This is a genomic window from Enterococcus sp. DIV1767, assembly GCF_050542585.1.
Classification (GTDB): Bacteria; Bacillota; Bacilli; order Lactobacillales; family Enterococcaceae; genus Enterococcus_D; species Enterococcus_D innesii.
In genome coordinates this window covers 1,467,133-1,480,270 of record NZ_CP172936.1, presented here as the reverse complement: position 1 = coordinate 1,480,270, position 13,138 = coordinate 1,467,133, and the positions used below count along the sequence as shown (strand labels likewise).

Annotated in this window: 13 protein-coding genes and 1 riboswitch; of the genes, 3 read left to right on the top strand and 10 right to left on the bottom strand. The window is 43.2% G+C overall.

Annotated features, from left to right (window positions below):
* Window positions 1–2,049: a penicillin-binding transpeptidase domain-containing protein gene (locus IGI78_RS07125; RefSeq protein WP_430618559.1), complete on the top strand. Its 2,049-nt coding sequence runs from the start codon at window positions 1–3 to the stop codon at window positions 2,047–2,049.
* A gap of 48 nt (window positions 2,050–2,097) precedes the next feature.
* Here IGI78_RS07125 and purB read toward each other — a convergent pair whose 3' ends face one another.
* From purB to IGI78_RS07080, 9 genes are all read right to left on the bottom strand, one after another.
* Window positions 2,098–3,396 (bottom strand): adenylosuccinate lyase, encoded by a 1,299-nt coding sequence (gene purB, locus IGI78_RS07120; protein WP_194195428.1) that lies wholly within the window; start codon window positions 3,394–3,396, stop codon window positions 2,098–2,100.
* A 13-nt stretch (window positions 3,397–3,409) separates the two neighbouring features.
* Window positions 3,410–4,528, bottom strand: a complete 1,119-nt coding sequence (gene purK / locus IGI78_RS07115; protein ID WP_216682734.1) for a 5-(carboxyamino)imidazole ribonucleotide synthase — start codon at window positions 4,526–4,528, stop codon at window positions 3,410–3,412.
* Window positions 4,521–5,009, bottom strand: a complete 489-nt coding sequence (gene purE / locus IGI78_RS07110; RefSeq protein WP_081118533.1) for a 5-(carboxyamino)imidazole ribonucleotide mutase — start codon at window positions 5,007–5,009, stop codon at window positions 4,521–4,523. Before purE ends, purK begins: the two co-directional genes overlap by 8 nt.
* Before the next feature lie 328 nt (window positions 5,010–5,337).
* Window positions 5,338–6,642 carry a nucleobase:cation symporter-2 family protein gene (locus tag IGI78_RS07105; protein ID WP_430618557.1) on the bottom strand — a complete coding sequence of 435 codons (1,305 nt, stop codon included), beginning with the start codon at window positions 6,640–6,642 and terminating at the stop codon, window positions 5,338–5,340.
* Window positions 6,642–7,223 carry a xanthine phosphoribosyltransferase gene (locus tag IGI78_RS07100; protein WP_081118531.1) on the bottom strand — a complete coding sequence of 194 codons (582 nt, stop codon included), beginning with the start codon at window positions 7,221–7,223 and terminating at the stop codon, window positions 6,642–6,644. The genes IGI78_RS07105 and IGI78_RS07100 overlap by 1 nt, the downstream gene beginning before the upstream one ends.
* 76 nt (window positions 7,224–7,299) lie before the next feature.
* A riboswitch (purine riboswitch) is annotated at window positions 7,300–7,397 on the bottom strand.
* A gap of 82 nt (window positions 7,398–7,479) precedes the next feature.
* Window positions 7,480–8,157 carry a hydrolase gene (locus tag IGI78_RS07095; RefSeq protein ID WP_077453802.1) on the bottom strand — a complete coding sequence of 226 codons (678 nt, stop codon included), beginning with the start codon at window positions 8,155–8,157 and terminating at the stop codon, window positions 7,480–7,482.
* 20 nt (window positions 8,158–8,177) lie between these two features.
* A complete protein-coding gene (locus IGI78_RS07090) occupies window positions 8,178–8,783 on the bottom strand; it encodes a glycoside hydrolase family 73 protein (RefSeq protein ID WP_077453803.1) in 606 nt (201 codons plus the stop codon).
* Window positions 8,780–9,790 (bottom strand): M15 family metallopeptidase, encoded by a 1,011-nt coding sequence (locus IGI78_RS07085; protein WP_142962676.1) that lies wholly within the window; start codon window positions 9,788–9,790, stop codon window positions 8,780–8,782. Before IGI78_RS07085 ends, IGI78_RS07090 begins: the two co-directional genes overlap by 4 nt.
* 31 nt (window positions 9,791–9,821) lie before the next feature.
* Window positions 9,822–10,325 carry a hypothetical protein gene (locus IGI78_RS07080; RefSeq protein ID WP_077453804.1) on the bottom strand — a complete coding sequence of 168 codons (504 nt, stop codon included), beginning with the start codon at window positions 10,323–10,325 and terminating at the stop codon, window positions 9,822–9,824.
* 123 nt (window positions 10,326–10,448) lie between these two features.
* Between IGI78_RS07080 and IGI78_RS07075 the strand changes: the two genes are divergently transcribed.
* Window positions 10,449–11,405: a Gfo/Idh/MocA family protein gene (locus tag IGI78_RS07075; protein ID WP_081118529.1), complete on the top strand. Its 957-nt coding sequence runs from the start codon at window positions 10,449–10,451 to the stop codon at window positions 11,403–11,405.
* Between the two features lie 31 nt (window positions 11,406–11,436).
* Here the strand turns inward: IGI78_RS07075 and IGI78_RS07070 are convergent, their stop codons facing one another.
* Window positions 11,437–12,399: an aromatic acid exporter family protein gene (locus IGI78_RS07070; protein ID WP_077453806.1), complete on the bottom strand. Its 963-nt coding sequence runs from the start codon at window positions 12,397–12,399 to the stop codon at window positions 11,437–11,439.
* A gap of 98 nt (window positions 12,400–12,497) precedes the next feature.
* On the opposite strand from IGI78_RS07070, the gene IGI78_RS07065 reads away from it, so the two are divergent.
* Window positions 12,498–13,097 (top strand): FUSC family protein, encoded by a 600-nt coding sequence (locus IGI78_RS07065; protein ID WP_077453807.1) that lies wholly within the window; start codon window positions 12,498–12,500, stop codon window positions 13,095–13,097.
* The last annotated feature ends 41 nt before the right edge of the window (window positions 13,098–13,138 follow it).

The window sequence follows — 13,138 nt, the reverse complement described above, 5'->3', positions numbered from 1 at the left end:
ATGTCAGAAAACCGGCGCTCTCGCAACGAAAAACCAGCGAAAAAACCTAAGCGTTTCGTCTGGCTGGCACTCCCTGCCGCCTTATTAGTACTTGGTGGCGGTTATTATGGCTATACAGTCTATCAAAATCGACAAGAAGAAGCAGCAGCAAAAAAAGTCCTCAATTCCTTTATCGATGCTATATCTGATCAGAAGTACAGCGATCTATCTGCTTTACTGACCGAAGAAAGTTTGGAATCAAACGGCTTTACCGCAGACGAAGTCTCAGCAAAATACGAAGCGATTTTCACTGGTATCGGTGCCGAATCATTTAAAGCTTCAGGAATTGAGGTAACGCCCGATGATAAGGATTCCGATCAATTCAATTTCCAATACAACGGTTCCTTAACCACCTCCTTAGGTGAATTAACAGAGCTGTCTTATAGTGGCACGATTACTCTGAATGATGATCAAGCCAAGATCGATTGGTCGCCTCAATTGATTTTTCCGGGAATGGAAGGACAAGACAAAATCAGTATCTCGGTAGATAATGCCACACGCGGAGAAATCCTCGACCGAAATAATGAACCGCTAGCAGAAAATGGCACGCTCTATCAACTAGGCGTCATTCCGGGGCAGCTGGGTACGGGAGACGAAAAAACCGCCAATATCAAAGCAATCGCGGAGCGTTTTGACCTAACAGAAGATGCGATCGATCAAGCATTGGCTCAATCGTGGGTCCAAGATGAGTTGTTCGTTCCCTTAAAGATTATCGAACCAACCGATGAAATGCCAACTGGAACAAGCTTAAAAGAAACGACGGGACGGACTTATCCTCTTGGAGAAGCCGCTGCCCAGTTGATTGGTTATCTAGGGAACGTGACTGCAGAAGATATCGAAAAGGATGAAACGCTAGCAAGCAACGGACAAATTGGTCGTAGTGGTCTGGAAGCTGCCTTTGACAAAGAGTTGCGGGGCGAAAATGGCGGAAAAATCGCCATCACAGATGAAGACGGTGCTGAAAAATCGGTTCTTTTAGAAAAAGAACGCGCAGATGGTAAAGATATCCAACTGACCATTGACGCACAAGCCCAAAAGACAGCTTTTGACGCCTTACAAAATCAGGCGGGGTCCACGGTCGTCACAGAACCAAAAACCGGTGATCTGCTGGTATTAGCCAGCTCACCGAGTTATGATCCCAATAAAATGACCCAAGGGATCTCCCAAGAAGACTACGATGCGTATGAACAAAACGAAGACTTGCCTTTCATCAGCCGCTTTGCTACGGCCTATGCGCCAGGTTCGACCTTTAAGACCATCACGGCAGCGATTGGCTTAGAAAACGGTACGATCGACCCTACCCAAAGTATTGCGATCGATGGATTGAAGTGGCAAAAAGACAGCTCATGGGGGGACTATTTTGTCACCAGAGTCAGCGACGTAGCTTCTGTCAATCTAAAAGATGCACTGGTTTACTCTGATAACATCTATATGGCACAACAAACCTTAGCTATGGGTGAAGATGCTTTTCGTAACGGTTTGTCGAAATTGATTTTTGGTGAAACGTTGGATTTACCGATTGCGATGAATCCTGCTCAAATTTCCAATGAAGACTCCTTCAACTCAGAGATTTTACTGGCAGATACCGGCTATGGACAAGGAGAACTGTTACTGAATCCCATTCAGCAAGCTGCTGCTTATTCGGTCTTTGCCAATCAAGGAAAACTGGTTTATCCTCGTTTATTGAAAGAGACAGAACAAAAGGACAAAGAAGTCTTTAAAGCAGAGACGATTGAGCAAATCAATCAAGATTTGACGGCGGTTGTCTCAGATGCCAACGGAACGGCACACTCTTTGGCAGCGCTGAACATTCCACTAGCTGCCAAAACAGGAACTGCTGAAATCAAAGAAAAGCAAGATGAAAAAGGCCAAGAAAACAGCTTCTTATTCGCCTTCGATTCGCAAGATCAAGGATTTCTGATGGTTTCCATGTTAGAAGATCGCCAGGATAACCAATCAGCAACTGGTTTAGCCCCTGATCTATTGACCTATTTAGCTGAACATTATTAAAAAAAAAGCCGCAACCTTAAGACGTATGTCTCAAGGTTGCGGCTTTTTTTATTCGGCTAAACCGACACGTTCAAAAATCGTGTCAACTTGTTTTAAATGATGGTTGTAATCAAACGCATCGTCCAAGTCGGCTTTGGTCAAAACATCCGTGATTGCTGGATCAGCTTCTAACAATGGACGGAAATCCATTTGTTCATCCCAAGCTTGCGCTGTTTTTGGCTGAACCAAGTCATAGGCTTGCTCTCTTGTCATTCCGTGATCGATCAATTTCAACATCACTCGTTGGCTGTAGATCAATCCAAAGGTCGCATTCATATTGCGCTTCATATTCTCTGGGAAAACGGTCAGATTTTTGACGATATTGCCAAAGCGATTCAGCATGTAATCGATCAAAATCGTCGTATCCGGAATAATGATCCGTTCTGCCGATGAATGTGAGATATCCCGTTCATGCCAAAGGGAGACATTTTCATAAGCCGTCACCATATGACCGCGAACGACTCTTGCAAGTCCGGCCATATTTTCAGAACCGATTGGATTACGCTTATGGGGCATAGCAGAAGAACCTTTTTGTCCTTTGGCGAAGAATTCTTCGACTTCCCGCGTTTCTGATTTTTGTAGTCCACGGATCTCGGTGGCAAATTTCTCAATGCTGGTTGCGATCAATGCCATTGCTGAAAAATATTCTGCATGTAGGTCACGAGGTAATACTTGCGTGGAAATATCTTGCGCACGAATCCCTAGTTTTTCACAGACATACTCTTCGACAAACGGAGGGATATTTGCAAAGGTTCCAACGGCACCACTGATCTTGCCCGCTTCGACCCCTTTTGCAGCACACTCAAAACGTTCGACATTGCGTTTCATTTCTGAATACCACAAGGCTAATTTCAAGCCGAAGGTCGTTGGTTCCGCATGAACACCATGGGTACGTCCCATCATCACGGTATGCTTGTATTCTTTGGCTTTTTCACCAATGATCGTCACGAAACGGTTCAAATCTTCCCGAATCAAATCGTTGGCTTGTTTCATCAAGTAGCCATACGCCGTATCAACAACATCCGTCGACGTCAAGCCGTAGTGGACCCACTTACTTTCATCACCCAAAGATTCAGAGACTGCTCGGGTAAAAGCAACCACATCATGTCGCGTTTGCGCTTCGATCTCTAAGATACGGTCGATATCAAAGGATGCTTTTTCACGAATCAATGCAACATCCTCTTTCGGTATCTCTCCTAATTCCGCCCAAGCTTCGTCAGCTAAAATCTCGACTTCTAGCCACGCTTGGTAGCGATTTTGATCGGTCCAAATAGCACCCATTTCTGGTCTTGTATAACGCTCTAACATGTTTTTATCTCCTTTAATCCCAAATATTGGTTTGATAGATTTCTTCAGTGGTTTCTGCAATGTCTTCCGTCAAAATAGTGATATGTCCCATTTTGCGACCGGTTTTTGCTTCTTCTTTGCCATAGTAATGAAATTGCCAAGCTGGTTTTGTGGCAATCAACTCATAGGTTTCTGTCAATTCATCGCCTAAGACATTGACCATGACTGCAGGTGAAAGCAAAGAAACTTCCGGCAACGGCCAGCCACAGATACCGCGGATATGAGCGTCAAACTGACTCATGGAACAAGCTTCGATCGAATAGTGACCCGAATTGTGCGGGCGTGGCGCCAATTCATTGACATACAAGCCGCCGCTTTTGGTTAGGAACATTTCGATGGCTAAAACGCCTTGTAGATCCAAAGCTTTTGCAATAATGTGAGCGATCCGTTTGGCTTCTTCCGCGACTTCTGGATCAATGTGCGCAGGAGCGATCGTTTGATGCAAAATATTGTTGCGATGGATGTTTTCTACCACTGGGAAAGTGGTAAAGGTTTCTCCATTACCGGCAACTAAAATCGATAATTCTTTTTCAAAAGGAATCCATGCTTCTAATTCGCAAGTTCCTTCGCGAAGCAAATTCATGGAAGGCGCCAAATCAGCCGTACTGTAAAGCACGTGCTGTCCTTTTCCGTCATAGCCGCCTCTGGTGGTTTTTAATACACAAGGGTAACCAATGCTGTCGATGGCATCTTGGATGTCTGTCGGGCTGATGATGGTGGCATAAGGTGCAATCACGATATTGTTTGCCTCTAAAAAGGACTTCTCTAATAAACGATCTTGGGTGATTGCTAACAGATCGGTGCCTTGAGGGATATGGGAGTAAGGCAAAATAGAGTTCAATGCTTCAACGCTGACATTTTCGAATTCATAGGTGATTACATCGGCACGTCGAGCCATTTCTTCTAAAGCAAACACATCATCATACGCAGCAACAATATGCCAATCAGCGACTTGGGCTGTTGGACAATTGGCAGTAGGGTCTAAAACGCCAACCCGAAAGCCCATTTCTTTGGCACTCATTGCCATCATACGACCTAGCTGTCCTCCGCCAACGATTCCGATCGTTGCGTTGGGCATTAAAGGTTTAATCAAGTTGATCACTACTTTCCAATACGATTTCTTTTAATGTATTTCTTCGTGCGTCTAATTTCTCCGCTATCTCTAAATCATACATGGAAAGCATCTGGGCTGCAAGTAGTCCTGCGTTAGTTGCGCCAGCTTTTCCGATCGCCGTTGTCGCTACTGGTACACCACCTGGCATTTGCACGATCGATAAAAGGGAATCCAAACCATTTAACGCGCGGGATTGCACGGGTACACCAATGACCGGCAATGTTGTTTTAGCTGCCACCATTCCCGGCAAATGGGCTGCTCCCCCTGCTCCTGCAACAATGACTTTGATTCCTTCTGCACGGGCTGTTTCGGCAAATTCGAACATCAAATCTGGTGTACGATGTGCCGAAACGACTTTTTTCTGATAAGGTATCGCTAACTCATCTAAAATCAAGCAGCACTCCTTCATTGTTTCCCAATCTGATTGGCTCCCCATAATCACTGCAACTGCTGGTTTCATTCGATTTTCCCTCCAACGATTTTTTACTATTTTCTTCTGAATAAACCTCAGAAGTATTTTTACGAAAATCCTTTTGTTAGCAACCTTTTGTCGCTGCGTCTGAGATATCCCGAAGCCACACGGCTCTGCTAACAATCACTTTCACCTCTAAATAGTAACGAGTAGCCCGTGCATTGTCAAAATATTTTCGAACTATCAACGAAATTTACTTCCCATTGTTCGTTTTTTTCTCAATGATCCGTATTCATCAAGTCAGATAACCGATAATAAGAAAAATAAAGGAACAATGCAAAAAATCCAGACGAATCCTCGTCTGGATCAAATCAACTTACTGTTGCAAGCTCAATTCCGTCACTTCGTCTGTTTCTTTCGGCAATCCATTGAAGAACAGATTCAAAACAATGGCAGTCAAACTACTCATGACGATCCCATTGCCTGTAAACATTTGGACGGTTTCAGGCATCTGACTGAATAAAGTGGGCATCATATTGAACCCTAAACCAAAACCGATCGATACTGCAATCACTAACAAGTTCTTGTCATTCATAAAATCAACTTTGCTCAGCATTCGCATCCCTTGGACAGCGACCATGCCAAACATCACTAACATGCCGCCCCCCAGTACTGCTTCTGGAATGATTTGCGCAATGGCACCGACTTTTGGAAATAACCCTAATACGATCAAAAAGATTGCTGAAAAGAAAATCGGGCGTCGCGTCTTAATACCAGAAAGTTGAACCAACCCTACGTTTTGTGAAAACCCAGTATAAGGAAACGTATTGAAAATCCCACCAAGAATCACTGCCAAGCCTTCCGCACGATAGCCGCGCTTTAAGTCATTGCCTGTAATCGGTTTTTCAGTAATATCTCCCAATGCAAAATAAACGCCGGTTGATTCTACCAAGCTAACGATAGAAATAATGATCATCAAGACGATCGACCACAGATCAAAGGTTGGTAAACCGAAATAAAAAGGCTGAGGCAAATGAAAGACAGGCGCATGGGCAATGGCAGAAAGATCCACTAATCCTAAGAGCGCTGCTAGAATAGTCCCACCGATCAAACCGATCAAAACGGCAATCGAGCGAATAAAGCCTTTGCCAAACACCTGCACGCCAATGATCAAGGCAATCGTCACAAAACCTAACAATAAATTCGTGGGATCACCAAAGTTAACAGCTGCGGCATCCCCTCCACCGATTTTAGTGATGGCGACTGGAATCAAGGTCAAGCCAATGACGGTAATCACCGTTCCCGTCACCAATGGGGGAAACAAGACTTTGATTTTCGAAAAAATGCCAGCGATTAGAACAATGAAAATCCCAGCGGCAATGATCGCTCCGTAAATCGCACTGATCCCCGATTTGGTGCCGATCAAAATCAATGGGGAGACAGCTTGGATGGCACAGCCTAAAACGACTGGTAGGCCGATCCCGAAAAAGCGGGTAACGACTAGTTGCAAAAGCGTAGCGATTCCGCACATGAAAATATCGATCGAGATCAAATACGTCATTTGTTCTTCATTGAAGCCCAGACCCGTTCCAATCAACAAAGGAACGGCAACAGCTCCTGCATACATCGCTAGCAAATGCTGCAAGCCTAAAACTGCTGAACGGCTATTCGTTTCTTTCATTAGGCATCTCCTTCCAAAAAGCTGACTTGTCCCTCAGACAATGAGGCGATCCGTGCTAGTGAAACAACAGGAATCCCCATTTCTTCAAGTAATTGTCGACCACTTTGGAATGATTTTTCAATCACGATACCGATACCGACGACGTTCGCTCCTGCTTGTTGACACAGTTCAATCAACCCTTTTGCTGCTTGTCCGTTTGCTAAAAAATCATCAATAATCAAGACCGTATCATCTGAAGATAAGAATTTCTTTGAAATCGACACTTGGCTGGTCACTTGCTTGGTAAAGGAATAGACAGATGCAGTCAGTAGCTCTTCATCCATCGTCAGACTCTTTGCTTTACGGGCAAAGATCATTGGTACTTGTAACTGTTCTGCAGTATAGAGTGCTGGTGCGATCCCTGAAGCTTCGATGGTCACTACTTTTGTGATGCCACTTCCTTGAAATCGTTGCGCAAAGACTGTACCGATTTCTTTCATCAACTCATAATCCACTTGGTGGGTCAAAAATTGGTCCACTTTAAGAACCCCTTCGCCCAGCACATTTCCGTGTGTTTTGATACGCTCAACTAATTTTTCCATCCTAGCTCTCCTCGTTCCTTTCTATTCCATCCTGAAAAAAAAGACACTCTTTTTGCCAAAGCAAAAAAAGTGTCTAACAGGCACGATTTTTACTTATAGTCCGATATTTACGGTATCGGGTAGAGACTGTCGACCATATTTCGACGATATACAAGTAATTTTTAAATGATAGATTCGATTATGCCTGTCTTTGATTAAAAACACAAGCATGGAATGCCCTTTATAAATAAAAATATTCTCATTTGTGGATCATTTCCTACTCTGGTTTCTCCATGTCACGATAGTGCTCCATCTTTTTACTGAAAAGCTCCCCATTGGAAGGTGGCGTGTAGGTGATGGCATTTGCGCCTGCTTCAATCGTTTCTACGATGCTTTCATCGGTTGGTCCGCCGGTTGCAATAATCGGCAGCTTCGGATATTTTTTACGGAAGAAAGCCACGGTATCTGCTGTGTCCTTGCCAGCACTGATATTGATGACCTTCACACCAGCTTCAAGCTTGGCATCAATTTCGGTATACTTACTCGTTACGGTACTGATAACGGGAATATCTACAACTTTACAGACTTGCTCCACAGTTTTCAGTGGCGTCGGTCCGTTTAAAACGACCCCGATCGATCCTTGGGCTTCAGCAAACATGCTCATATAAGACGAGCGAAATCCTTGGGTCAAGCCGCCGCCGACACCAGAAAACACTGGAATGTCTGCTGCTTCGATGATTGCTTTCGTAATTGCTGGGTGTGGTGTAAAGGGATAGACCGCAATCACAGCATCCGCATTTGTATTACGGATGATCGCAATATCCGTAGTGAAAATAATGGAGCGGATTTGTTTGCCAAATATTTGAATACCGCTAGCCTCTCGAATAACTTTAGGCACTTTCACGATATCTTTGCGTAAATCAGTGGTGATTTTTGGCATATATTTTTCTTCCATAAGCAGCCAACTCTCTTTTCTTATTGATCAAATCGATTCAATTGGTAGGTTTCAATGACTTGAATGATTTTGCTGGCATAATCTGGATCCGTTGCATACCCTGCATCTTGTAAGGCTTGTGCGGCACTGCGGTAGTCGTTTGCTGTCAAGACATTTACATAAAGTGCAGGATTCCAATCCACACCATTTACAAATAACATCGTATGATCATCCATTGATTCTTCCCAAGTGTCATAGACACGAAAATCTCCCTGAATCGTGACCCATTCTCCATTATAAAACTCTTGGGTATCTAATGTCACCTTTTTTGAATGACCAAACGACTTGATGCCAAATAAATTATTGTATTCGCTGGCTAGAGAACTCTGACCCCAATCTGATTCAAGGATCGCCTGCCCGATTATGATACTCGGTAAAATCCCATAGCCCTTTTGCAATTCTTGTGCGTAAGGAGCGATGCGATCAATAAATTCTTCGTGAGACAGTGCTTCCGTGTTTGTTTCCTCCTCTTTTGGAAGAGGGTCTGCCAAACTATTCAAGGAAAAAATAAAGGCAATCCCAATTAAGAATAGCCCTAGAAAAACTAGCGGGAAGCGGGTCTTCTGTTTTTTTCGTCTTGCACTCATTTTTTCACTTCCTTTGTCTGACTAAACGCATTCTTGGCGAATAAATTGCCTCCATTCATCAACAACTCATCTTGTGGACGATCACTACTTTTCTGGCTTTTAGCAAGAGAATCCTCATAGATCCAGTTTTCTTCCAAAGGATTTTCCAATTCATAGTATGACAGTTCTGCTTCTTTTTTAGCGATGTGTTCTTTTGCTTCTTCGAGAAACTCTTCAAAGGTCAACGCATGTTCCTCAATGTATGTCGCCACTTCGACTCCTACATATCTTAGATGCCATGGCTCATAATCGATTTGGGTTATACCATGTTTTCCTTTCGGATAACGGATGATAAACCCATACTCCCTTGCATGAGCTTGTAACCATTTTCCCCCATCAGTATCACCGAACCCCTCATTGAGCAGTTCACCTGTATGATTTTGATACCAGTCCTGATCGACAACATCAACAGCAAGCCCAGTATGGTGTTCGCTATACCCGGGTTCAGTAAAGGTCAGTTTCGTGATACGAATTGCTTCTTCTTTTGTATGACCTTGACTCATAAGGGTGTGGACATTGGCATTGAATATCTCCTCTTGATACGCTACTGAACGGTAGGCAGAGACCATCGCCAAAGGATGTCCTGCAGCTTTTGCAGCGTCTGCCAGCTTTTCATATGCTGATACGATGCGTTGATCGACGAGATAGCCATTCGACAACTTCCCCAAATCTTTTTGGGCAATTTCCTTTTCGATTTTATTGTTTGGTCCTACCAAAACCAATGACCAATCATCCAATGAAACGGTTGGGAAATTCTCTTCGTTCACTTCATCACTAACAGCTGCCTGCTCTTGGGCATCTTCTGCGCTTCCCATAGAAGCTTGACTGCTGGATTCTGTTGTTGCGCTCGTCACCGTTTGATCGGTAGAACGAGCGATGTTTCCATTCTTAGTTGGGGTGACTGCGGTCACCCGGTTCACTTGAATGGTTAAAAGAACCAAGAACAAGAAGCCCGCCGCCGCAGCCATTCCATAATACTTTTTCAAAAAACCCCTACCTTTAATTATAAGTTTCTTCCAAATTCTCTTTGACCCACTCTAACAGTTCGATTTTTTCATTGCGAATTTGCTGTTGAACAATAGCTGGCAAACGGAAGTTTAATATATCATCATAACCCCATTCATCATACGTAATACTGACTCTCAAATCAAGGTATTGGGCTGTTTCTTCAGATTCTGTTAACAATTCGACTTTCGCTAAATCACTAGCTAACCACGTTCTGGCGATTTGCGTCTTCATTTTTTTGAACTCGACGACCGCTTGATTGCGTTTTTCTGGATAAATCACAGTCTGTCGAATGATTTTTTGGATCAGCATCCATTCATAATCCGAAAACAACAGCTTTACTTTCTGATTTTCAGCAGGTGACAGACTCATTGTGCCGTTTTTCCATGCTTCCCACTGTTCCTCAGTAATACCTAAATGCGTCTCATAAAACTGTTTTTCTGATGTGTATTGCTCAATGATCGTATTTAAAATAATGGCAATTGATACATTATGCATATGTTATCCCTCCTCTTCTATATTTTACTGAAAGTCTGTCATAATGGAAACTTTTTGCGATTGTTTTTGATTATTTTAAAGAATTGATTTCTTTTGTTATACTAAATACGAAGGAGATGATCAATGATGAAAAAATACCGTTGGGGAATGATTGGCCTTGGAGATATCGCAACGCAATTTGCTGCTGGCTTTTCTAATGAAGCAAGTGAACTGTATGGGGTCAGTGCCCGCAGTCTCGCTAAAGTCCAAGCCTTTGCCGAAAAATATGCTATTCCCCATGCTTATGAAAGCACAGATGCTATGTTGGAAGATCCACAGATCGACATTGTTTATATTGCTGTACCTAATGATCTTCATCATGAATTTATTATGAAAGCTCTAATGGCAGGAAAACATGTCCTCTGCGAAAAAGCCATCACCACCAGTGCCGATGAGCTGGCGGAAGAACTAGCCTTAGCCAAAGAAAAAAATCTAGTCTTAGAAGAAGCAATGACGATTTTCAATATGCCGGTTTACGCCCGGTTGAAAGAAGAGATCGATGCCGGACGCTTAGGAAAATTAAAAATGATCCAAGCGCCATTTGGCAGCTACAAAGATCCAGACCCAAGCAATCGTTTCTTTAATCCAGATTTAGGCGGCGGTGCTTTGTTGGATATTGGTACGTATGCTGTTTCATTTGCCCGCTTTTTCATGACGGATACACCAGAAGTGACGTTTAGCAGCATGAAACCCTTCTCTACAGGGGTGGATGAACAATCAGTCACGATCCTACAAAATCCAGCCGATGAAATGGCTAGTGTCACGCTGACTTTCCAAGCGAAAATGCCTAAAACCGGTATCGTCGCTTTCGAAGAAGGATACATTACCGTAGATGAATACCCTCGTGCGGACAAAGCCGTGATTCATTTCCGCGATGGAACAAATGAAGTGATTGAAGCGGGCGACAGCAGTCAAGCCCTTAATTATGAAATTGCGAATATGATCAAAGCCATCGACGGCGAAATCAAAGGATCGATCCACTTGACCACCGATGTCATTGATGTTTTGGATCAAATGCAAGCTTTTTGGGAACAGCAGTAAAAATGAAAAGACTCCTTTGCGGGAGTCTTTTTTAACGTTCCATAGTTTCAATCTGTTCAGAAAAGTCGGCTTTGATTTCAATAAAACTTTTAAAAGTTTGCAGAAACTGAAACAGCTGGGCGCGATTTTCAAATTCTGCTCTTGTTTGGGGCAATGGCTTTTGTCGATAATCTTCATAAAGCGCAGCGATTTTTGCCAAGATTTCTTTGCCATTGTTGTTTTCATGAAAGGACTCAGCAGTAAAAGATAGTAGCTCTTGAAACGCATTTGTATAGGCTTCTTCTACCCAAAATAATTGTAAAAGATCAACCATTTCCAAGAGTAAGCGGGCTTGGCTTTGCCGCATAGTAAAGTACTCTTCATAATAGGAGCCTTCTCCTCGCCATTGATTTTCGCTATGAACCATTGCTTGCTGCTTGCCCTGTTTGATCTCTCCTAACAGTGCTTGACAGACATGGGGAAGCGTCGCTTTCTCTTTTTCTGTTAACGCGATCGACATGTCTTTTAAAAGACTTTTAAACGTTTCTTCCACCAACTGCTGTTTTTCTTTCAATGCCCGTTCGCCGTCTGGCATATACAAATTAAATAAAAGTGCAAAGCCGATGCCAATACTCATCAACAAAAAAGCATTTCCAATCAGTGGCCAAGCAAAAGAACGTTCCATCATATAATGGGTCACCAAGACCGAATTGACCACGATCCCATCGGTTAATTTGAAAGAGACTGCCGTCGGAATAAATAGGAAGAGAAAAAGAACAAAGCCCAGCGGACCAAAGCCTAAAAGATGGAAGCTGACAAAAGCTAAGAGCGTCGCGATCGCCAAGGAGACCAAACGACCGATCCCTGTAAAGAGCGAGGTTTTCTTTGTATTCCCTACACTCAAAATTGCGATGATTCCTGCTGCTGGTGCATACAATAGACCGATCTGCTGTGCCAGAAACATGGACAAACCCGCAGCAATTGCCGTCTTGACTGTTCTCAATCCAATTTTCATTTTTGTCACCTCCTTTGAAAAGTATACTAAATTGTGAGGAATAAGACTAGAATTTCTCAACCGCTTTGGGTATGATTAAGTAAAGGGGGCATTCTACCATGAAACTGGGGCGTTTTCGCTTAGGTATGCGAACGATAAAAACAGCCATCGCTGTCATGCTTTGTATCCTGCTCTTTCATTTCCTTGATCGCGGCCAGCCTTTGATTGCTGCCTTATCTGCTGTCTTTTCATTGCGGCAAGACCTGACCACAACGATCTCTTTTGGGAAATCACGGGTGTTAGGAAATACGATCGGTGGCGGTACAGCTATTTTTTATTTTTTAACCAAGCAATATTTTCAAAATGACTTTCTGATTGAATTGTTTGTCCTGCCCGCACTGGTCATCTTTGTTATCGTTTTTTCAGATGGCATCAATAACAATTCTGGCATTATCTCTGCCATTGCAACGATGCTTTTGATCACTTCCAGTGTCCCTCAAGGGGAATCGATCATCTTTGCATTGGACCGTGTACTTGATACTTTTATTGGCACCTTAGTAGCCTTGTCGATCAATTTCGTTATTCGACCGCCTGAGGAAGAGAAAAAGGATGAGATCCAAGAAGATCTGGTCGTTCTAAGGCAAAAAGAACTTGAACTAAAAGCCATGCTAGAAGAAGTCCAAGGGGAAATCTCTGAACAAGAAAAACAAGACAAATAAAAACAGCCTTTTTCCAGAATGCTTCTGAAAAAAGGCTGTTT